Source organism: Roseburia sp. AF20-18LB, from assembly GCF_003461185.1.
In the GTDB taxonomy this organism is placed as follows: domain Bacteria; phylum Bacillota; class Clostridia; order Lachnospirales; family Lachnospiraceae; genus Roseburia_C; species Roseburia_C amylophila.
In genome coordinates this window covers 199,790-220,835 of the sequence record NZ_QTWP01000002.1, presented here as the reverse complement: position 1 = coordinate 220,835, position 21,046 = coordinate 199,790, and the positions used below count along the sequence as shown (strand labels likewise).

Annotated in this window: 16 protein-coding genes; 13 read left to right on the top strand and 3 right to left on the bottom strand. The window is 42.3% G+C overall.

The genetic code is table 11. The features are described 5' to 3' along the window. Positions 1-333: 333 nt before the first annotated feature. The 9 genes from secA to recD2 all read left to right on the top strand — a co-directional run bounded on the left by secA (position 334) and on the right by recD2 (position 15,205). A complete protein-coding gene (gene secA, locus DWX65_RS05730) occupies positions 334-2,904 on the top strand; it encodes a preprotein translocase subunit SecA (RefSeq protein ID WP_117946347.1) in 2,571 nt (856 codons plus the stop codon). An 82-nt stretch (positions 2,905-2,986) separates the two neighbouring features. After that, a complete protein-coding gene (locus DWX65_RS05725) occupies positions 2,987-4,186 on the top strand; it encodes an FprA family A-type flavoprotein (protein WP_118056520.1) in 1,200 nt (399 codons plus the stop codon). A 173-nt stretch (positions 4,187-4,359) separates the two neighbouring features. Next, positions 4,360-6,342: an excinuclease ABC subunit UvrB gene (gene uvrB, locus DWX65_RS05720; protein ID WP_118088182.1), complete on the top strand. Its 1,983-nt coding sequence runs from the start codon at positions 4,360-4,362 to the stop codon at positions 6,340-6,342. Positions 6,343-6,364: 22 nt separating this feature from the next. Then, a complete protein-coding gene (gene uvrA, locus DWX65_RS05715; protein ID WP_118088183.1) occupies positions 6,365-9,199 on the top strand; it encodes an excinuclease ABC subunit UvrA in 2,835 nt (944 codons plus the stop codon). A gap of 481 nt (positions 9,200-9,680) precedes the next feature. Further along, entirely contained in the window at positions 9,681-10,676 is a 996-nt protein-coding gene (locus tag DWX65_RS05710; protein WP_022244522.1) for a rod shape-determining protein, read from the top strand. 19 nt (positions 10,677-10,695) lie between these two features. Next, positions 10,696-11,496: a flagellar hook-basal body protein gene (locus tag DWX65_RS05705; RefSeq protein WP_117698444.1), complete on the top strand. Its 801-nt coding sequence runs from the start codon at positions 10,696-10,698 to the stop codon at positions 11,494-11,496. 111 nt (positions 11,497-11,607) lie between these two features. Further along, positions 11,608-12,423 carry a flagellar hook-basal body protein gene (locus tag DWX65_RS05700; RefSeq protein WP_022244520.1) on the top strand — a complete coding sequence of 272 codons (816 nt, stop codon included), beginning with the start codon at positions 11,608-11,610 and terminating at the stop codon, positions 12,421-12,423. 20 nt (positions 12,424-12,443) lie between these two features. Further along, the gene (locus tag DWX65_RS05695; RefSeq protein ID WP_117698442.1) at positions 12,444-12,803 is read left to right on the top strand and encodes a rod-binding protein; all 360 of its coding nucleotides are present in this window, start codon (positions 12,444-12,446) and stop codon (positions 12,801-12,803) included. A 197-nt stretch (positions 12,804-13,000) separates the two neighbouring features. After that, positions 13,001-15,205: an SF1B family DNA helicase RecD2 gene (gene recD2, locus DWX65_RS05690; protein ID WP_118173022.1), complete on the top strand. Its 2,205-nt coding sequence runs from the start codon at positions 13,001-13,003 to the stop codon at positions 15,203-15,205. A 180-nt stretch (positions 15,206-15,385) separates the two neighbouring features. Here recD2 and DWX65_RS05685 read toward each other — a convergent pair whose 3' ends face one another. Genes DWX65_RS05685 through DWX65_RS05675 form a run of 3 tightly spaced genes read right to left on the bottom strand, consistent with a single transcriptional unit; the run spans position 15,386 to position 18,166 of the window. Continuing rightward, a complete protein-coding gene (locus DWX65_RS05685) occupies positions 15,386-16,183 on the bottom strand; it encodes an ABC transporter ATP-binding protein (RefSeq protein WP_022244517.1) in 798 nt (265 codons plus the stop codon). Then, on the bottom strand, positions 16,176-17,105 hold the full coding sequence (locus DWX65_RS05680; protein ID WP_117698468.1) for an ABC transporter permease: 930 nt from the start codon (positions 17,103-17,105) through the stop codon (positions 16,176-16,178). The genes DWX65_RS05685 and DWX65_RS05680 overlap by 8 nt, the downstream gene beginning before the upstream one ends. A 50-nt stretch (positions 17,106-17,155) precedes the next feature. Then, on the bottom strand, positions 17,156-18,166 hold the full coding sequence (locus DWX65_RS05675; protein WP_330414759.1) for an ABC transporter substrate-binding protein: 1,011 nt from the start codon (positions 18,164-18,166) through the stop codon (positions 17,156-17,158). A gap of 226 nt (positions 18,167-18,392) precedes the next feature. On the opposite strand from DWX65_RS05675, the gene DWX65_RS05670 reads away from it, so the two are divergent. The 4 genes from DWX65_RS05670 (at position 18,393) to DWX65_RS05655 (ending at position 21,027) form a co-directional block, all read left to right on the top strand. Then, complete coding sequence (locus DWX65_RS05670) at positions 18,393-19,091, top strand: ComF family protein (RefSeq protein WP_242986176.1); 699 nt, start codon at positions 18,393-18,395, stop codon at positions 19,089-19,091. Between the two features lie 11 nt (positions 19,092-19,102). Beyond that, positions 19,103-19,504, top strand: a complete 402-nt coding sequence (locus tag DWX65_RS05665) for a flagellar protein (RefSeq protein WP_117698439.1) — start codon at positions 19,103-19,105, stop codon at positions 19,502-19,504. A 97-nt stretch (positions 19,505-19,601) separates the two neighbouring features. Next, on the top strand, positions 19,602-20,024 hold the full coding sequence (locus DWX65_RS05660) for a hypothetical protein (RefSeq protein ID WP_118173021.1): 423 nt from the start codon (positions 19,602-19,604) through the stop codon (positions 20,022-20,024). Between the two features lies 1 nt (position 20,025). Beyond that, positions 20,026-21,027: a hypothetical protein gene (locus DWX65_RS05655; RefSeq protein WP_117698437.1), complete on the top strand. Its 1,002-nt coding sequence runs from the start codon at positions 20,026-20,028 to the stop codon at positions 21,025-21,027. Positions 21,028-21,046: the final 19 nt, after the last annotated feature.

Below are 21,046 nucleotides of genomic sequence, written 5' to 3'. Positions count from 1 at the left end.
GTATCCGCAACCGGCGGACAGTTCTGGAATCCTATGTCAAAGCAACCGGAAAGACAGTCTGCAATCAAGAAAAATAAAGTGCTAAGAGTTACGAGATATTTCATATCCATTAAAAAGAAGTGAAGTCTTTCACCTATAAAAATATCTTATTCTGTTTTTCCATTTTGCAATCGCCTGTTCAATCTTTGCCTATTATAGCATCTGTTTGTAAAAAGTCTACTGATTTAACAAAAAGTTTATAAAACGTTCATTGGATTAGATATTGTGAAGAAAGGCAGATAGTGGTACAATATTTCATAGTTGCGTAAGCAAAATTATGGATAGGAGCATTATATGAAAGCAATAGAAAAAATCTTTGGAACACATAGCGAAAGAGAATTAAAAAGAATTTATCCGCTTATAGATAAGATAGAGTCTTATCGGCCTGCCATGCAGGAACTGACTGATGAGCAGTTAAAGGATAAGACAAAAGAATTCAAAAAGAGACTTGCTGATGGTGAGACATTGGACGATCTGCTTCCGGAAGCATATGCAACCGTTCGTGAGGCAGCAAAGAGAGTGCTTGGAATGGAACATTACCGTGTTCAGCTGATTGGTGGTATTATCCTGCATCAGGGACGTATCGCTGAGATGAAGACCGGTGAAGGAAAAACATTGGTATCTACCCTGCCGGCATACTTAAATGCATTGGAAGGAAAAGGCGTACATGTTGTAACTGTCAACGAATATCTGGCAAAACGTGATGCTGAGTGGATGGGACAGGTTCATGAATTCTTAGGACTGACTGTTGGCGTTGTGTTTAACGGCATGGACACTAAGGAACGTCAGGATGCATATAACTGTGACATTACTTATATTACCAATAATGAATTGGGATTCGATTACCTGCGCGATAACATGGTAATTTACAAGGAACAGTTAGTACAGCGTGGACTACATTTTGCGATTATCGATGAGGTCGACTCTGTGTTGATTGACGAGGCAAGAACACCGCTTATCATTTCCGGACAGAGTGGCAAATCCACCAGCATTTATGAGGCATGCGATATTCTGGCAAGACAGATGAAACGTGGTGAAGACCAGAAGGAATACACCAAAATGGATGCTATTATGGGAGTGGAAATCGAAGAAGATGGAGACTTCGTGGTAAATGAGAAGGATAAAGTAGTCAATCTGACATTAGAAGGTGTAAAGAAGGTAGAACAGTTCTTCCACATTGATAACCTTGCAGATCCGGATAATCTTGAGATTCAGCACAATATCATTTTAGCACTGCGTGCACACAATCTGATGTTCCGTGATCAGGATTATGTGGTAAAAGACGATCAGGTATTAATCGTAGATGAATTTACCGGACGTATTATGCCGGGCCGGCGTTATTCTGATGGATTACATCAGGCAATTGAAGCAAAAGAGCATGTAAAAGTAAAACGTGAGAGCAAGACCCTTGCCAATATTACGTTCCAGAACTTCTTCAATAAGTATGATAAGAAAGCAGGTATGACCGGTACCGCTTTGACAGAGGAAAAAGAGTTCCGTGACATCTATGGAATGGACGTTATCGAGATTCCTACCAACAGACCGGTTATCCGTGTGGATAAAGAGGATGCTGTTTATAAGACCAAGAAAGAAAAATTCCATGCTGTTGTGGATGAAGTAGAAGAAGCATACAAGAAAGGACAGCCGGTTCTGGTTGGTACCATCAATATCGATACTTCTGAGCTGGTAAGCTCCATGTTGAATAAGCGTGGTATACCACACAAAGTTTTGAATGCAAAATTCCATGAGTTAGAGGCTGAAATTGTAGCACAGGCCGGTGTACATGGTGCGGTTACCATCGCAACCAACATGGCTGGTCGTGGTACTGATATTAAGCTGGATGATGAAGCAAAGGAAGCCGGCGGTCTGAAAATCATCGGTACTGAGCGTCATGAATCCAGACGTATTGATAACCAGCTGCGAGGACGTTCCGGCCGTCAGGGAGACCCGGGAGAATCCCAGTTCTTCATTTCGCTGGAAGATGATTTGATGCGTCTGTTTGGTTCTGAGAAACTGCTTAGCATGTTTAATACTTTGGGTGTGCCGGAAGGCGAGCAGATTCAGCATAAGATGCTGACCAGTGCAATTGAAAAGGCACAGAAGAAGATTGAGGGAAATAACTTTGGAATCCGTAAGAATCTGTTGGAATATGATCAGGTTATGAATGACCAGAGAGAGATTATTTATGCAGAACGTCTCCGCGTATTGAATGGCGAGAGCATGCGTGATGTTATCTATAAGATGATTACCGACAGAGTGGAAAATACAGTAGATACCTGTATTTCGCCGGATTTACCACCGGAAGAATGGGACATTAATGAACTGAACCAGTTACTGATTCCAATTATTCCACTTCAGCAGGTAACACCGGAGCAGGCAAAAGAATACAAGGATCAGAAGAAGTTAAAACATGCTTTAAAAGAACAGGCTGTAAAACTCTACGAGGAGAAGGAAGCAGAGTTCCCGGAGCCGGAAGCTGTCCGTGAATTAGAGCGCGTCATCTTACTGAAAGTCATTGACCGTAAGTGGATGGATCATATTGATGATATGGATCAGTTACGTCAGGGAATCGGTTTACAGGCTTATGGACAGAGAGACCCGCTGGTAGAGTATAAGATGAGCGGTTATGATATGTTCGAAGAGATGATTAACAGTATTCAGGAAGATACCGTCCGTCTGTTATTCCATGTCAGAGTAGAGCAGAAGGTAGAAAGAGAGCAGGTTGCAAAAGTAACCGGAACCAATAAGGATGAAACAGCACAGGGCGTGCCGAAGAAACGTGCGGCAGCAAAGGTTTACCCGAATGACCCGTGCCCATGCGGAAGTGGCAAGAAATACAAACAGTGCTGCGGAAGAAAAGCTTAAGAATAAAAATACTAAAAATTAAATCAACTTATAATAATTAAATTACGTTATAACAGTAAATATGACAAAAGGAGGAAAATAGATGCATTGCACAAGAAAAGTAACAGAAGATATAATCTGGATTGGTGGAAGTGACAGGAGACTTGCTTTATTTGAAAACATATTCCCGATTCCAAGAGGCGTATCCTATAATTCCTATCTTTTAAAAGATGAAAAAACAGTATTATTAGATACCGTAGACCGTTCCATTGCAGGACAGTTTTTAGAAAATCTGGCATTTGCACTGGATGGAAGAAAACTGGATTACATGATTGTGAATCATATGGAACCGGATCACTGTGCATTAATTGAAGAAATTGTAAGAAGATATCCGGAAGTAAAGGTTGTGGGAAATGCCAAGACCTTTGGCATGATACAGCAGTTTTATACCTTTGATATTACAGACCGTTCCGTTACCGTGAAAGAAGGAGAGACATTAAATACCGGAAAACATACCCTTCACTTTGTAATGGCACCGATGGTACACTGGCCGGAAGTAATGGTAACATATGATGAAACGGACAAAGTATTATTTTCAGCAGATGCATTCGGAACTTTTGGCGCATTGAACGGAAATATTTTTAATGATGAAATTGATTTTGACCGTGACTGGCTGGATGACGCAAGACGTTATTATACCAATATTGTTGGAAAATACGGCGGACCGGTTCAGACAACCTTGAAGAAAGCGGCAGGACTGGATATTTCTATTATCTGTCCGCTGCATGGACCAATCTGGCGTTCCAATCTTGGTTACATTCTGGATAAATACAATACCTGGAGCAGCTATGAGCCGGAAGAGAAAGCGGTTATGATTGCTTATGCGTCCATGTATGGAAATACAGAAAACCTTGCAAATGTACTCGCAGCAAAGCTGGCAGAAGCAGATATCCATAATATTGCAGTATATGATGTATCCAATACACATGTTTCCACTTTGATTTCAGAAGCATTCCGCTGCAGCCATATTGTACTGGCAGCGCCAACCTATAATGGAAATGTATATCCGGTTATGGAGAATTTCTTAAATGACATGAAAGCACTTGCCGTACAGAAACGTACCGTTGTAATTCTGGATAATGGTACCTGGGCAGCAACAGCTGGAAAACAGATGGCAGATAAGATTGCGGAAATGAAAGACATGAAGATTATTGAACCAAAGGTAAGTATTAAATCTTCATTAAAGAACGAACAACTGGAACAGCTGGATGAGCTGGTGGCAGAGATTAAGAAAGATTTCTAAAGCACTGGCATTCATCAGAAGAGCAAATGAAATAGAAATAAAAAAGGTCAGAGTAAAACGAGTACAGAACAAACATTCGATTTTGTTCTGTACTTTTTTGTTGAGGGATGCTATAATGAGCGGAGAAACGTGGTAATACTAAAGGAAGAGTAAATGAACAGAGGAGAAATTGAGTGGATCATTTTAAATTAGTTTCCAAATATCAACCCACTGGAGACCAGCCGCAGGCAATTGAGAAGCTGGTGAAGGGATTTAAAGAGGGCAATCAGTTTGAAACACTACTGGGTGTAACTGGATCCGGTAAGACATTTACCATGGCAAATGTCATTGCCCGGATGAATAAACCGACATTGATTATTTCGCATAATAAGACGCTGGCGGCGCAGCTCTATGGAGAATTCAAGGAATTTTTCCCCGAAAATGCAGTAGAGTACTTTGTCTCCTATTACGATTACTACCAGCCGGAGGCATATGTGCCATCCACGGATACTTATATCGCAAAGGATTCTTCTGTGAATGATGAGATTGATAAACTGCGTCTGTCTGCTACAGCAGCATTGACGGAACGGCGGGATGTTATTGTCGTTTCCAGTGTATCCTGTATCTATGGACTGGGTGAACCGGAGAACTTCCAGAAGATGATGGTATCTCTGCGGCCGGGCATGGAACGGGATCGTGATGATGTTATCCGGCAGTTGATTGATATACAATATACAAGAAATGATATGGATTTCCAGCGAGGCACCTTCCGGGTACGGGGAGACGTTTTGGAAATCTTTCCGGCAGACCGTGGAGAGACTGCTATCCGGGTAGAATTCTTTGGCGATGAAATAGACCGGATTACAGAGATTGATGTATTGACCGGCGAGATTAAGAATAGTCTTAATCATATCAGTATTTTTCCAGCATCCCATTATGTAGTGCCAAGAGAGAAAATCCTGCGTGCATGCGATACCATTGAAGCAGAGCTGGAAGAGCGTGTGAAATACTTTAAGGGGGAAGATAAGCTCTTAGAGGCACAGCGGATTGCCGAGCGGACGAATTTTGATATTGAAATGTTAAAAGAGACAGGCTTCTGTAGTGGAATTGAAAACTATTCCAGACATTTATCCGGACAGCCGGCAGGTTCGAGACCGTTAACACTGATTGATTATTTCCCGGATGACTTCCTGATTATGGTAGATGAGTCCCATATTACAATTCCGCAGATTCGTGGAATGTATGCGGGAGACCAGTCCAGAAAGACAACGCTTGTGGATTATGGCTTCCGTCTGCCTTCGGCAAAAGACAACCGTCCAATGAATTTTGAAGAGTTTGAAAGCCAGATAGACCAGATGCTGTTTGTATCTGCAACGCCAAATGATTATGAAGAAGAACATGAACTTTTGCGGGTAGAGCAGATTATCAGACCGACAGGACTTTTAGACCCTGACGTGGAAGTGCGCCCGGTAGAAGGTCAGATTGACGATTTGATTGGAGAGGTCAATAAAGAGACTGCGGCAGGACATAAGGTGCTGGTAACGACACTGACCAAGAAAATGGCAGAGGATTTGACAGAATATATGCGTGAAGTGGGTATTCGTGTGAAATACCTGCATTCGGATATTGATACTTTGGAAAGGGCAGAGATTATCCGGGATTTGCGGCTGGATGTATTTGATGTGCTGGTGGGAATTAACCTTTTGCGGGAAGGACTTGATATACCGGAAATTACATTAGTGGCAATTATTGATGCGGACAAGGAAGGTTTCTTGCGCTCCGAGACTTCGCTGATTCAGACTATCGGACGAGCGGCAAGAAACAGTGAAGGTCATGTTATCATGTATGCAGATAAGATTACAGACTCCATGCGGGTTGCGATTGATGAGACAAAGCGCCGCCGTGAGATTCAGCAGAAATACAATGAAGAGCATGGCATTACGCCGACTACCATTCAGAAATCTGTCCGTGAGTTAATCAGTATTTCCAAGAAGGTAGCCAAGAATGAAATGGAATTCAAGAAAGATCCGGAATCCATGGATAAGAAGGAATTGGAGAAGCTGATTGCAGATATTCAGAAGAAGATGAACCATGCTGCTGCAGAGTTGAACTTTGAGGCTGCGGCAGAATATCGTGATAAGGTAATTGAGTTAAAGAAGATGCTTCGCGATTTGTAAGGTAGAGAAAGAGGAAGAAAAAGTGGCAAAGAAAGAGAGAAAATATATCAGGATTCGTGGTGCAAGCGAACATAATTTGAAACATATTGATGTGGATATACCAAGAGATGAATTTGTGGTACTGACAGGACTCAGCGGCTCCGGTAAATCCTCACTGGCATTTGATACGATTTATGCAGAGGGGCAGCGGCGTTATATGGAGAGCCTGTCTTCTTATGCAAGACAGTTTTTAGGACAGATGGAGAAGCCGAATGTAGAGAAAATCGAGGGACTGTCTCCGGCAATTTCCATTGACCAGAAATCCACAAACCGTAACCCGAGATCTACTGTAGGAACGGTAACGGAGATTTATGATTATTTCCGTCTGCTCTATGCGCGGATTGGAATTCCGCACTGTCCGAACTGCGGCAAGGAGATTAAGAAACAGACAGTAGACCAGATGGTAGACCAGATTATGAAGCTGCCGGAGCGTACCAGGATACAGCTTTTAGCACCGGTAGTCCGTGGAAGAAAGGGTGAACACCAGAAGCTTTTTGAACGGGCAAAGCGAAGCGGCTATGTGAGAGTACAGGTGGATGGAAATACCTATGAACTGACAGAAGTGATAAAGCTGGATAAGAACAAGAAACATAATATCGAAATCGTAGTGGATCGTCTGGTGGTAAAGGAAGGTATTGAAAAGCGTCTGACGGATTCTATTGAAAATGTGTTAGAACTTTCAAACGGACTTCTGATGGTGGATATCATTGATGGAGAGACCATGCAGTTTTCCCAGAGCTTTTCCTGTCCGGATTGTGGAATCAGTATTGATGAAATCGAACCGAGAAGCTTTTCCTTTAACAATCCGTTTGGAGCCTGCCCGGAATGTTTTGGACTGGGTTACAAGATGGAATTTGATGAAGAACTGATGATACCGGATAAGAGATTAAGCCTTGCAGAGGGCGCAATTCAGGTGATGGGCTGGCAATCCTCTACTGATAAGAAGAGCTTTACTTATGCAATCCTTAAGGCACTTTCTGAGGAATATGGCTTCAGTCTTGATACACCATATAAGGAATTGCCGGCAGAAGTCCGGAATATGCTGATTCATGGAACCAATGGAAGGTCTGTAAAGGTATATTATAAAGGTCAGCGTGGAGAAGGCGTATACGACATTGCCTTTGAAGGACTGATTAAGAATGTGGAACGCCGCTATCGTGAGACCGGCTCTGATACCATGAAGCAGCAGTATGAGGAGTTTATGCGGATTACACCGTGTAAAAGCTGTGGCGGGCAGAGGTTGAAGAAAGAGTCGCTGGCAGTAACGGTTTCCGGTAAAAATATATATGAAATAACAGCGATGTCCATCCGTAATCTGGATGCCTATTTAAAAGAAATGGAACTGACGGAACAGCAGCATCTGATTGGTGATCAGGTTTTAAAAGAAATCCGGGCGCGGGTAGGCTTTCTGATGGATGTGGGACTGGATTATCTGTCCCTTTCCCGCGCAACCGGAAGCTTATCGGGTGGTGAAACACAGCGAATCAGACTGGCAACCCAGATTGGCTCCGGACTTGTAGGTGTGGCTTATATTTTGGACGAGCCGAGTATTGGTCTGCACCAGAGGGATAATGATAAACTTTTGAATTCCTTAAAGGGATTAAAAGACCTTGGAAATACACTGATTGTAGTAGAACATGATGAAGATACCATGCGTGCGGCAGATTATATTGTGGATATCGGACCGGGAGCCGGTGAACATGGCGGAGAAGTCATTGCTACCGGAACAGCAGAGGAGATTATGAAAAATAAGAACTCTATCACCGGTGCTTATTTAAGCGGAAGAATCAAGATTCCGGTACCGAAAGAAAGACGGAAACCAACCGGATTCATTACTGTAAAGGGTGCAAGAGAGAATAACCTGAAGAATATTGATGTGAAGATTCCACTGGGTATTATGACCTGCATTACCGGAGTGTCCGGCTCCGGAAAGAGTTCCCTGACCAATGAAATCCTCTATAAACGTCTGGCAAGGGATTTAAACCGGGCAAGGTGTATTCCGGGTGCCCATGATGATATTGAAGGTCTGGAACAGTTAGATAAGGTAATTGATATTGACCAGTCTCCAATCGGAAGAACACCCCGTTCCAATCCGGCTACTTATACCGGTGTGTTTGATATGATAAGAGATTTGTTTGCATCCACTCCGGATGCCAAGGCAAGAGGATACCAGAAGGGAAGATTCAGCTTTAATGTGAGGGGTGGCCGGTGTGAAGCCTGCTCCGGTGATGGTATTCTTAAGATAGAAATGCATTTCCTGCCGGATGTATATGTTCCGTGTGAAGTGTGTCAGGGCAAACGATATAACCGTGAAACACTGGAAGTAAAATATAAGGGCAAGAGTATCTATGATGTGCTGAATATGACAGTGGAAGAGGCACTGGAATTCTTTCAGAATGTGCCTTCTATTGCAAGAAAGATACAGACCCTTTATGATGTGGGCTTATCTTATATCCGTCTGGGCCAGCCATCTACTGAACTGTCTGGTGGAGAAGCACAGAGAATTAAGCTTGCAACAGAATTGAGCAAACGCAGTACAGGAAAGACTATTTATATTCTGGATGAGCCGACAACAGGACTTCATTTTGCAGATGTCCATAAATTAATTGAAATTCTGAGGAGATTGTCTGATGGTGGCAATACAGTAGTTGTAATTGAACATAATCTGGATGTAATCAAGACGGCAGATTATATTATTGATATGGGGCCGGAAGGCGGAGACGGTGGCGGAACTGTGGTTGCCCAGGGAACGCCGGAAGAGATTGCCAAAGTACCGGAATCCTATACCGGACAATATGTAAAGAAATATCTGGAATAGTAATACCGGATAAGCATAAGACAATGAAAAATGGCATCTGCTAGAAACTGCCAGTGGCGGGTTCGGCAGGTGCTATTTTCTATAGGCACATTCTTTGTTCCTGTTATGTGCACAAAAAAACTGCTGAAACATTCAGCAGTTACTATCTTGGGGAGTACCCTCCGGACATCCCGAGGGACATCCGAAGGGCTGAGTTATGAAAAATTATATTAGCTTAATAGCTAGTACATATATGATACTATAGAAGACGTGTGACTATTATGTGAACAAAAAGTTAAGACAATTAGAAAGCAAAAGAAAGTTAAGAAGATGTTGCGATTTCATTAAAAATAAGTAAAAACAGAAAAAAACCTTTGAAAAATGCCATTTATTGTATATAATGTGATTATATATGTAAGAATATGATTGAATGCGTAGTCTGTCTTTTTTTGAGATAGATTACTCCACATATAATGAAACAGATGAAAGGGGAAACATTGACATGGTTTCAACAGATATTGGAATTGATTTAGGAACAGCCAGCATATTGGTTTATATTAAAGGAAAAGGCGTAGTTTTAAAAGAGCCGTCCGTAGTAGCGTTTGACAGAGATACAAACAAGATTAAGGCGATTGGTGAAGAAGCAAGACTGATGCTTGGTAGAACACCGGGCAACATTGTAGCAGTAAGACCACTCCGTCAGGGTGTTATTTCTGATTATACCGTAACAGAGAAGATGATTAAGTACTTTATTCAGAAGGCACTGGGAAAGAAAACATTCCGTAAGCCAAGAATCAGTGTCTGTGTACCAAGTGGTGTAACAGAGGTTGAGAAGAAGGCGGTAGAGGATGCAACTTATCAGGCAGGAGCAAGAGAAGTTGCAATTATTGAAGAACCAATTGCAGCAGCAATTGGAGCAGGCATCGATATTGCAAGACCTTGTGGAAATATGATTGTAGATATCGGAGGAGGAACCGCAGATATTGCAGTAATTTCACTGGGCGGTTCGGTAGTAAGTACATCAATTAAAATTGCCGGAGATGATTTTGATGAGGCAATTGTCCGTTATATGAGAAAGAAACATAATCTTCTGATCGGAGAAAGAACTGCAGAAGATATTAAGATTAAGATTGGAACCTGTTTCCCGCTGGCACAGCCGGAAACTATGGATGTCCGTGGACGTAATCTGGTAACAGGACTTCCTAAGACAGTAACTGTTTCTTCAGAAGAGACTGAGGAAGCATTAAGAGAACCGACTTTACAGATTGTAGAAGCGGTACACAGTGTTCTGGAAAAAACACCACCAGAGCTGGCAGCAGATGTTGCAGACAGAGGAATTGTGCTGACAGGTGGCGGTTCATTACTTAGAGGACTGGAAGAGCTGATTGAAGATAAGACAGGAATTAATACAATGACAGCAGAAGAACCAATGACTTGTGTAGCAATTGGTACAGGTAAATTCGTAGAATTCTTAGCTGGTAAGAGAGACGACGATTAAGATTTCGGGAGGACTGTAGATGGTAAAAGGATTATATACCGCATGGACCGGAATGCTAGACGAACAGAACCGTCTGGATATTCTGACAAATAATCTGGCAAATGCCGACACAACCGGATATAAGAAGGAAGGTACCACAAACCATACATTTGCTGATACACTGGCAATTAAGATTAAGGATACTTCTGATTATGGGCAGCCGCGGGTACTGGGAAATATTAGTATGGGTGTGCATATTGGCGAAGTATATACCGATTTCAGCCAGGGCAGCTTTAAAGTGACAGACAGAAGTACCGATATGGCATTGGATGGAAATGGTTTTTTTACGGTATCATTTACCAATAAGAATGGTGAAACATCTATGAAGCTTACCCGGGATGGAGCATTTACACTGACCAGAGAAGGCTATCTGGTGACCAAAGACGGTGATTATGTGCTGAACCAGAATGGAGCTTCCACTGGCAATCCTGGTGCAGAGAATTATATCCGGATTAATCCGAATCTGGATTTTGAAGTGCTTTCCGATGGAAGTATTATGCAGAATAATCAGGTGGTTGCAAGACTTGGTGTGGTAGATGTAGATAATTATGACTATATCAGCAAATATGGTGAGAATCTCTATGATGTAGTAAATGGCGGACAGCTTGTGGCATCGAATGCGAGAGTAGAGCAGGGTGCATTGGAAGCTTCCAACATTAATGTAGTATCCGAAATGGTAGATATGATTACAATCACCAGAGCTTACGAGGCTGGACAGAAGATTATCCAGACGATGGATTCAACACTGGACAAAGCCGTAAATAATGTAGGTAAAGTATAAAAAGAACTAAAGAAAAGAGCAAAAGAAGCCGATATAAATAAGTAGGAAATAGGTACGTTTCATAAAAGGCTGGCCACGGATGGCGCAAGAGAGATAAGGAGCGCAGGGCTTATGATGAGAGCATTGTGGACTGCTGCATCAGGAATGATTGCACAGCAGACAAATATTGATTCGATTTCTAATAACTTATCGAATGTAAATACAACAGGTTACAAATCCGAACAGGCAGAATTTAAATCGCTGCTGTATCAGACACTGCAGTCTAAGACAACTTCTGCAAATGGTGATGAAAAGCCGGTTCCGGTTCAGGTAGGACTGGGAACCAGAGTAGCCTCTATTACATCTGATTTTACCAATGGAGCATTAATTGCCAATTCCAGCAATACGGCATTTGCGTTGGAAGGAAAAGGATTTTTCACAGTGCGTGGAGAAGATGGACAGACATACTATACCAGAAATGGTAAATTTGGCTGGGCAATCGGAACTAATGGAACGACACTTTGCAATGAAGCCGGACTTCCGGTATTAGATAGTAATGGAAATGAAATTGTTCTGCCGGATGGCGTGACTGCATCATCTATCGAAGTATCAAATGATGGAAAGTTCTATTATAAAGATGCGGCAGGCAATACCATAGATATGAACAGACAGATTGGCGTATATCAGTTTACCAATCCGGCTGGACTGGAAAAGGATTCCGGAAGCCTTTTGGTTGCAACAGCAGCATCCGGTAATCCGATGAATGAGCTGACTACTCCGGGACTGACCAGAAGCAAGGTATGCCAGAATTATCTGGAAGCATCCAATGTCCAGGTGGCAGACGAGATGGTTAATATGATTATTGCACAGCGTGCATATGAATTAAACTCTAAGGCGATTCAGGCAGCAGATGAGATGCTTGGACAGGCAAATTCATTAAGAAGATAGTTCTAAAGGCAGGGTAAAGTATGAGTATATCGATGGATAATATTTCGACATTGCTGAATACAACTTCATCACAGGCAAGTAACAGTTCCAATGGACTGGAGAAGACATTGAATTCAGATTTATCAGGTGCAACGGATGACGAACTGATGGATGTCTGCAAGGAATTTGAGGCATATTTCTTAGAACAGGTTTATAAGGAAATGAAGAAAACCATTCCGGAGAACGAAGACCAGGATGCCAGTATGAGTCAGATGACGGATTATTTTGAAGACGAGATGATACAGAAGCTGGCAAGCCAGTCAGTAGAACAGAGTGGCGGAAGTAACAGTCTGGCACAGCAGCTGTATGAGCAGATGAAGCGTAATTATAATATGGAATAGAATTTAGAAAAGACGATAAAAGGGGCTGTCATATGATGACAGCCTTCTCTTACTTTACAGGAAATTGCTTTCCTGTAAAGTAAAAAATGCTCCGCAAGGATGCACACTGCGGCGTATAAGGCAGATGTCGCAAGCGACCGCCGCAGGCGCAAGACTGTGCCAAGGCACATTCTTTATTCTGTTGGAAAGGAAAGACGATGGAGACGATAACCGGTTATGTAGATCATATCATATATCGAAATGCTGACAATGGCTATACGGTACTGGTGCTGGTTTGCGAAGAAGAAGAGATTACCTGCGTGGGAATCTTTTCGGGAATCAGTGAGGGAGAGAATATCGAAGTGACCGGTGAATATACGGCACATCCGACCTATGGAAAGCAGTTTAAAGCTGAAAGTTATGTGGAGAAAGAACCAACCGATGAACTGTCCATTGAGCGTTATCTTGGATCCGGAGCAATTAAAGGGATTGGTGCGGCACTTGCAGCAAGAATTGTAAGAAGATTTAAAGGCGATACCTTCCGGATTATCGAAGAAGAACCGGAGCGGTTAGCGGAAGTGAAAGGAATCAGTGAACGGAAAGCAATGGAAATATCAGACCAGGTCTCTGAAAAACGAGATCTGCGTCAGGCAATGATATTTTTGCAACAGTATGGCATTACACTGAATCTTGCGGTGAAAATCTATAAAGAATACGGACAGGAAGTATACGGCATCATTCAGGAGAATCCATATCGTCTGGCGGATGATATCAGTGGTGTGGGATTTCGGATTGCAGATGAAATTGCTAAGAAAGTCGGTATTCATACAGATTCTGATTTTCGAATCCGAAGCGGTATATTGTATACACTTTTGCAGGCATCCGGAGAGGGACATACCTTTCTGCCGGAAGAAGAACTGACAAAGCGTGCAGGAGAACTTCTTGGTGTAACAGAAGAAGCAATCGAAAAGCAGTATATGGATTTGTCGATAGAGCGGAAAATCATTATGAAACAGGAGGGCGAACAGGTTCAGATTTATGGTGCACCACTCTATTATACGGAAGTAAATACAGCCATGATGCTTAAGAATCTGGATATTGCCTATGATGTGTCAGATGCAGAGATTACCCAGCGAATCCATAAGATTGAGAAGCAGACCGGCATGGAACTGGATGAACACCAGAAAGAGGCTGTTTCGGAGGCAGTAAGAAACGGACTTCTGGTAATCACCGGTGGACCAGGAACTGGTAAGACGACGACAATTAACAGTATTATCAAATATTTTGAACTGGAAGGCCTGGACATTTTCCTGGCAGCACCTACCGGAAGAGCTGCAAAGCGAATGAGCGAAATGACCGGATATGAAGCTAAAACCATACACCGGATGCTGGAATTAAACGGTGGAATGGAAGGAGCGGTAGGATTCGAACGAAATGAAAGTAATCCACTGGAAACGGATGTTGTAATTATCGATGAGATGTCTATGGTGGATATCAGCCTGATGCAGTCCCTTCTGAAGGCAATGGTAGCCGGAACAAGACTGATTCTGGTAGGAGACGTAAACCAGCTTCCAAGCGTAGGACCGGGAAGCGTATTAAAGGATATTATCGACAGCGGACAGTTCCATGTGGTACAGCTTACCAAGATTTTCCGACAGGCATCCCAGAGTGATATCATTGTCAATGCCCATAAAATCAACCGGGGAGAAGAAGTAGTGTTAGATAACAAGAGCATGGATTTCTTTTTCCTGAAACGATATGATGCAGATGTGATTATCAATGTGGTACTGCAGCTGATTATGCAGAAACTGCCTAAATTTGTAAATGCACAGCCTTATGATATACAGGTGCTGACTCCGATGAAAAAAGGAAATCTGGGCGTAGAACGACTGAACAGTATCTTGCAGCAATATTTAAATCCTCCTGCTCCGGATAGGAAAGAAAAAGAGTATGGCGATAAAGTGTTCCGCGAAGGGGACAAGGTCATGCAGATAAAAAATAATTATCAGCTGGAGTGGGAGGTCTTGAGTAAATATGGATTTGCTATTGACCGTGGAACCGGTGTGTTTAATGGGGATACGGGAATTATCCGTGAAATCAATGATTATAAAGAGACAATGACCGTGGTCTATGATGAAGACAAGGTGGTGGAGTATTCCTTTAAAATATTAGAGGAACTGGAACTGGCATATGCCATTACAATACATAAATCCCAGGGTAGTGAATATCCGGCAGTTGTAATTCCGCTTCTTGGGGGCCCGAGAATGCTGATGAACAGGAACCTTTTGTATACAGCGGTAACCCGGGCAAGAAAGTGTGTAACACTTGTGGGAAATGAAATGTGCTTCTATGAGATGGAACAGAATATTACAGAGCAGACCAGATACAGCGGTCTGCGGGCAAGACTGGAAGAAAATGTGTAGAGGTGGTTGACTGTGCAGGCATGCGGAACCTTCCACCGACCGCTTCTTACGGGTGTCTGGAAAGAAAGAAAAACCAGCCGAAATTCTGTATTTTGCAGAATTCCGGCTGGTTTTTGCGTGTCTGACAACTTGCAAAGCAAGTCATTTGGCAATTTTCGTTTAAAAACCGGCAGATACCAATTACTTGGATAATAAAGCTTTGTCATTGGCAAATTCTTCGCCACTGATTTCTTCAAATTTCTCTAATAAATCTTCTACGGTAAGATTCTTTTTCTCTTCTCCGGAAATATCTAAGATAACCTGACCTTCATTCATCATAATCAGACGGTTGCCATGAACAATTGCATCACGCATGTTGTGTGTTACCATCAGAGTGGTAAGGTTCTGCTCTGCAACTATTTTATCCGAAAGAGTAAGAACCTTTGCAGCAGTCTTTGGATCCAAAGCAGCGGTGTGCTCATCTAAGAGAAGCAGCTTTGGACGGTTTAAAGTAGCCATAAGAAGAGTCAGTGCCTGACGCTGACCACCGGAAAGCAGTCCGACTTTAGAGGTAAGACGGTTCTCAAGTCCTAAATCCAGCTCTTTTAACAATTCTTTGTAATGTGCTCTTTCTGCCTTGGTAATACCGCTTCCAAGACCTCTGCTTTTGCCACGACGGGCAGCGAGGGCAAGATTCTCATCGATTCCCATGGTAGCAGCGGTTCCCATCATAGGGTCCTGGAATACGCGTCCTAAGAAACTGGCACGTCTGTGCTCGGACATTCTTGTAACATCTACGTCATCAATAGAAATGGAACCTTCATCTACAAGAAAGACTCCTGCAATAGCATTTAATAAAGTGGATTTTCCGGCACCATTTCCACCGATGACAGTAACGAAATCACCTTCGTTTAAAGTAAGGGTAGTGCCGTTAAGAGCGGTTTTCTCGTTAATGGTTCCCGGATTAAATGTTTTGTAAATATGATCAACTTTAAGCATTGGTTTTGGCTCCTTTCTTTACTGGTTTTGTAAAATATTTCTTCTTCCAGTAAGGAACTGCAAGGAAGAAAGCAACCACAAGTGCAGATAACAGCTTTAAGTAGTTGGTATCAAGACCAAGCCAGATAACAATCTGAAGTACAGCGTAGTAAATAACAGCACCGATAGCGACAGATAAAAGCTTCAACGCAAAGTTGTGGAAAATCTTTTCGAACAATACAGTACCGATAATAACGGCAGCAAGACCGATTACGATAGCACCACGTCCTGCATTGACATCAGCAAATCCCTGATACTGTGAGTAAAGAGCGCTGGCAAGACCAACAAGACCGTTGGAAATCATTAAACCGATTACGGTATTGAAATTTGTGTTGATACCCTGGGCACGGCTCATATTCGGGTTGCATCCGGTAGCACGGATAGAACAGCCTCTTGCAGTTCCGAAGAACCAGTACAGGATAGCTATAATGGCGATGACGAAGATAGCAACGATAAATATGGTGTTTTTATAAAAAGCCACATTTTTTACATATCGTAAAGATACAATTAAATCGTATTTGTCAGCGCTGATTGCCTGGTTGGATTTGCCGCCAAGAATCTTTAAGTTAATGGAGTATAATCCAAGCTGGGTTAAAATACCTGCAAGGATTACCGGGATTCCCATTTTTGTATGGAAGATTCCGGTAATTAATCCTGCCAGCATACCGGATATGGTAGCGGCAAGGATTGCTACCCAGATATTCTGTCCAGAAGCAATCAGAGTAACACAGACAGCACCGCCAAGACTCATGGTTCCATCCACGGTTAAGTCTGCCACATCCTGTATTTTAAAAGTGATGTATACACCGATTGCCATAATACCCCAGATTAATCCCTGGGCTACAGCACCGGGCATAGCGTTTAATAAATCAGCAATTTGCAATTCCACAATAAGTTCCTCCGGTTTCTAAATAAATAATTCAAAAGTAAAAATTACTCAGACATGTCTAAAGCTTCGTAATCGTCTGGAACAGTGATGCCAAGCTTCTCGCAGATGTCAGGGTTGTACTGTTTGGTAACTGCTGGAGCAAATTCAACTTCCATAGTGGATGGGTCTGCACCATTTACTAAGATTTCGTATGCCATTTTACCTGTCTGATATCCAAGGTCATAGTAGCTGATGGATAAGGTAGCAACACCACATCCTTTACAGATACCGGCTTCCCCTGCAATAATTGGAACACCGGCTTCCCCTGCAATGTTATTGATGACTTCTGTATTGGAAGCTGCAGTGTTGTCGGTAGGAACGTAAAGAACATCGTTATCATTTACAGCACTCTGGACAACACTTGCAATATCGTTGGAATCAACGAAAGAATATGCAGTACAGGTGTAATTTAATTTTTCTAATTCTTCTTTGATAACATCAATCTGATACTGTGAGTTTGCTTCTGCGGAGCAGTAAAGCAGTCCGACATTTTTAGCATCCGGGAATAATTCGTTTAACATAGCTGCCTGCTCGGACAGAGGAGCTAAGTCAGAAGTTCCTGAAATGTTACGTCCTGTTGTGCCTGACCAGCCAGAAATGTCAAGAGCGGTTGCATAATCTGTTACGGAAGTTCCAAGAATAGGAATATCTGTAGTTGCAGCAGCTGCAGACTGAAGAGGAGCAGTTGCATTTGCAAGAATCAGGTCTTCATTTTTGGAAACGAAGGAGTTGACGATAGTTGCGCATGTGGCAGAATCACCCTGGGCGTTCTGCTCGTCAAAAACAACGTCATCACCTAATTTCTCGGTAAGATAGTCTTTGAATCCTTTTGTTGCAGCATCTAATGCCTCATGCTGTACGAGCTGACAGATGCCAACGGTGTACTTTGCGTTGGATGAACTTTTCTCTGTAGCGTCAGCGTTTTGGGTATCTCCTGCTTTGGAGCCACAGGCGGTCATGCTGAGTGCAAGAACTGCTGCAACTGAAAGAGAGAGAAATTTCTTCATTTTTTTCATAATAATTTCCTCCTGAAATATGTAATGTTTTTTTTGATTTAACGCGTTCGTGCGTCTGCGCGTTTATGCATTAAAGCGTTAATCCGAATAGACTAATTATAATAAGTAGAGAAAAATAAGTCAATAAATTAAATCCTATTTTTATCAGGAAAAATTAAGAGAATGTTAATGTTTTTGCAAAAGGGACTGTGCTAATATGTGCAAAGAGAGTTTTGGAAAGGAAATAATGAATATACTGGATATTATATTCCCAAGAAGATGCCCGCTGTGTGATGAGGTAATACCGCCGGATGGGGAAATCTGCCCGGAGTGCATCGGAAAGGCAGAACTGGTGCAGGAACCGGTCTGTAAACGGTGCGGAAAACCCATTGGGAATGCCAGAAAGGAATATTGTGGTGACTGTGACCGGAAAAAACATTTTTTTGATTCGGGAAAGGCAGTATTTGTTTATCAGGGGGCAGTGCAACACTCGCTGTATCGTTTTAAATATGCCAATCGGCGTGAATATGCAGCTTTTTATGGAAAAATGGCATGTATACAGTATGCCCGGTGGATTTCAAGACTGGGGATAGATGCAATCATACCGGTTCCGCTGCATCGGAAACGCAGGAGGGAGAGAGGGTATAATCAGGCAGAACTCTTTGCAAAGGAAATAGGAAAACGTACCGGAATTCCGGTAGAAACGAAATTGCTATATCGGTGTATAAATACCAGACCCCAGAAGGAACTTAATGACCAGGAACGCAAGAAAAATCTGAAAAAGGCTTTTACAATCGCACAAAATATAGTACAATTAAGAAAAGTTCTGCTTGTAGATGACATTTACACAACTGGAAGTACCGTGGATGCAGCAGCAGAATGTTTGAAGGTATCAGGAATACAAGAGGTTTATGTGCTTTGCATTAGCATTGGCAGGGGACATTAGGAGGAGAAAGAATGGACGTAAGAAACTGCAAAGGATGCGGAAGATTATTTAATTATTATGGGGGCGTACCGTTATGTAAAGCCTGCAAAGATAAGCTGGAAGAGAAGTTCCAGGAGGTAAAAGAATATTTGCGGCAGAACCCGAATACTCCGATACAGGTTGTATCGGAAGATAATGATGTTTCTGTAAAACAGATTAAACAGTGGGTGCGTGAAGAAAGACTTGTCTTTTCAGAAGATTCACCACTTGGTCTGGAATGTGAAGGCTGTGGAACAATTATCAAAACAGGACGTTTCTGTGAAAAATGCAAACGTAAAATGGAAACGGACTTCCAGAGTGTAATAAAGAAAAAACCGGTGGAGCCTCAGTTGGATAAGAGACCGAAGGAAAGAGATAAGATGAGATATCTGTAACTGTAGATAAGAACTGCCGCAGTGACTGGTGGCAGTTTTTTCTTTTCAGAAGATAATATCTATGTTATACTAAAGAGAGTTTGTTTAGGAGCAGAGTATGATTAGTAAAGAACGCGTCAGACATATGACAAAGCTGTCAGAATTCGAAAATGAAGAAAGTAAAGCCTGCCAGAAAGCAACACAGTATTTTAGAAGAGATTATGTTGCCATGGAGTTGATAAAAAGCTTTTTTGCCGGAACCATTGCGTTTGGACTTCTTTTTGTGCTGTGGCTTTTTTACGACATGGAGAATCTGGTAAAGAAAATTAATGATATGGATATGATTGGATTTGGCATCCAGATTGTAATGGTGTATCTGGTATTTCTGGCTGCTTATCTGCTTATTACTTATATTATCTATAATCGTAGATATACAAAGGGGAGAAAACAGGTGAAGGAGTATTATAACAGACTGAAGAGGGTGAGCAGTCTGTATCGTGAGGAAGAAAATATATCTAATACGGATGACTGGGAGGTTTAGAATGACGGGTTTACTCGAACTGAAGGAGCGGTTAATCCGCTTTTTTGGAAAAAATGAAATATATGTGGTGCCGGTACTTAAGTTTATTCTGGCAACAGTGGTATTTCTACTGATCAATCAAAATATTGGCTATATGACCAGACTGGCTGGACTTCCGGTAACACTGGTACTGGCACTGTTATGTGCGGTTCTTCCGGTCAACGCTATCCTGTTGTTTGCGTTCATTCTGATTGCTGCACATTTATTTGCACTGTCTATGGATGTATGCGTGGTAGGACTGATTCTTATGCTGGTTATCGCACTGCTGTATTTACGGTTTTCACCAAAAGATGGTTATTATGCAGTGCTGACACCGATAACATTTACATTACATATCCCGTATATCATGCCGATTTCAGCAGGACTGTTACGGACACCGGCATCTGCTGCATCTATTGTGAGCGGAACTGTGATGTTTTATTTCCTGAAGGGAATAAAGGAAAATGAGGCAGTATTAAGTGCGGTGGAAGAGGACAGCAATGCGGCTTCAAAAATGGTGGTAGCAATCAACCAGCTGCTGGGCAATAAGGAAATGTATCTGGTACTGGCAACTTTTATTGTGATTTTACTGGTGGTTTATGTAGTGCGCCGCCTGTCCATAGATCATGCATGGACAGTGGCGTCACTGGCTGGTATTCTGATTGGACTTACTGTGCTGATCAGCGGTTTTGTAATGCTGGGCATCAAGGGACGAATCGTCTGGATTATTGTAGGAAGCGTAATTTCTACGGTGATTGCATTGATACAGCAGTTCCTGTTCTTTAACCTGGATTATAGCAGGACAGAACGGGTACAGTTTGAGGATGATGAATATTACTATTATGTAAAAGCGGTACCGAAGATTTATGTTACAACCAAGGAGAAAAAGGTAAAACGTATCGCAGCCAAGGATGAGGAAAAAGAACGTATTTCCCGCAAAGCATTGGCAGAGGAAATGGATATAGACGAAGATTTGCTGAAATAAGACAGAGAGGAAGTGGAAC